The following is a 1,699-nucleotide window of genomic DNA, read 5'->3' as shown; positions in this document are numbered from 1 at the left end:
CCGCCGTCCGGCCGCCCCTGACCCGGGCGCCGACCACAGTCGTGACGCCGCCGCCCGCGACCTCAGCACCGGTTACGGCCGCGCCGACGGCTCGCGATCCGACGTTGCGGACCACAGTTCCTCGCCAGCCCGCGACCACGACGGCGCCCCCGGCTCGCGCGGCCGGTCAGCCCTAGCGGCGGGCCCTCAGCGCCATTTCGAACCTTCGCCGTGCTTGCCGTTGCTCTCGAACACCGGCGGCGCGGCCTTGTGGATGAACTGTTCCGACACCAGCCAGCCCTTCAGCGGCCGCAGCACGGCCAGACAGCCGATGACCAGCAGCGGCATGGTCACGACCATATGCACCCAGATCGGCGGGTGGGCGGCGAACTCGAACCACATGAACAGGGCCATGCCGACGATCCCGACCGCGCTCATGCCGAAGAAGGCCGGGCCGTCCGCCGGCTCGGCGAAACTGTAATCCAGGCCGCAGGCGGGGCAGGCGTCGCGGATGGTCAGGAACCCCTTCAGCAAAGGCCCCTCGCCGCAGCGCGGACAGCGGCAGCGCAGGCCGGTCGAAAGGGTGCTCAGACGGGGGTACTGGGGCTGGGTCACAACGGGATCCTGACAGGAAGGCCGCACCGCATGTCGGCCTGCCGGACCTCCCCCGCAACGGGGCTTGATGTCGCGGGGAACGCGCCGGCGGACGGGGCCGTTGCTGTCGCATGACCGAAACCCTCAGTCCGGCCCTGCCCAACGATGTCGAAGCCCTGGTCGAGGCGGTGCTGACGGCCGCGGACCGACACGGAGTCAGCCTGGCCACGGCCGAGAGCTGCACAGGCGGACTGGTCGCCTCGGTCCTGACCGACGTCGAGGGCCGTTCGCACGCCTTCGAGCGCGGCTATGTCGTCTACACGGACGACGCCAAGGCCGATGAACTCGCCGTGCCGCCGAGGTTGCTCGAGGAGCACGGCGCGGTGTCGGAACCCGTCGCCCGCGCCATGGCCGAGGGGGCGCTCCGGACCTCGGGCGCGGGGGTGGCCCTGGCGGTGACCGGCTTCGCCGGGCCCGCGGGACCTGACGACGAGCCGGGGCGGGTGCATTTCGCCGCCGCCGCCGCGGGCGCTCCCACCGTCCACGAAGAGCATCATTTCGGCGACATCGGCCGCGGCCCGTGCCGGATCGAATGCCTGCGGGTGGCGCTGCGCATGATGCATTCGGCGGTCACCAACCGTTAACCGCGTTGAAAGGCCGTTCGCGCGAGGGTGCGCGCGTATGTCCGGGGCCTCCGCCAGCAAGCGCATTCTCAAGACCTCCGTGGCCGCCGCCGCGGCGGGCGCGGTGCTGTTCGCGCCCCTGGCCCCGCTGGCCCAGGAGGTCGGCGCCCCGCTGGACCCCGTCTCCATCCGAATCGGTTCCAATACCGAATTCACCCGCATCGAATTCGCCGGCGTCATCGGCGCCCGGTCGCAGGTCCGCCGCGATGGTCGCGATGTGGTCGTTCGCATCGGTTCGACCGCCGCGCCCGACGTCTCGCGCCTCAAGGTCAATCCGCCGCGCGGCGTGGACAAGGTCGAGACCCGGGCGGTCCGGGGCGCCACCGAACTGGTCATCACCCTGGCCGAGGGCGCGGACGCCCGCACCGGCTCGGCCGACGGCGCCGTCTGGCTCAATCTCTACGCCGCCCCGCCCGCCGCCGCCCAGAGCGAGGACGCGCGGC

General features: G+C 72.4%; 2 protein-coding genes and 1 pseudogene. 2 read left to right on the top strand and 1 reads right to left on the bottom strand.

What is annotated here, in order from left to right; genetic code table 11:
- Positions 1 to 186: 186 nt before the first annotated feature.
- Positions 187 to 594, bottom strand: coding sequence for a DUF983 domain-containing protein (locus tag QQJ79_RS15310; RefSeq protein ID WP_284223791.1), 408 nt, complete (start codon positions 592 to 594; stop codon positions 187 to 189).
- Between the two features lie 110 nt (positions 595 to 704).
- Between QQJ79_RS15310 and QQJ79_RS15305 the strand changes: the two genes are divergently transcribed.
- Both QQJ79_RS15305 and QQJ79_RS15300 read left to right on the top strand, forming a co-directional pair.
- Positions 705 to 1,217, top strand: coding sequence for a CinA family protein (locus tag QQJ79_RS15305; protein WP_284223790.1), 513 nt, complete (start codon positions 705 to 707; stop codon positions 1,215 to 1,217).
- 37 nt (positions 1,218 to 1,254) lie between these two features.
- A pseudogene (locus QQJ79_RS15300) lies at positions 1,255 to 1,699 on the top strand (hypothetical protein); the annotation flags it as partial.

The organism is Brevundimonas denitrificans (assembly GCF_030160755.1).
GTDB classification, from domain to species: domain Bacteria; phylum Pseudomonadota; class Alphaproteobacteria; order Caulobacterales; family Caulobacteraceae; genus Brevundimonas; species Brevundimonas denitrificans.
This window is presented reverse-complemented; position numbering and strand designations above follow the sequence as displayed.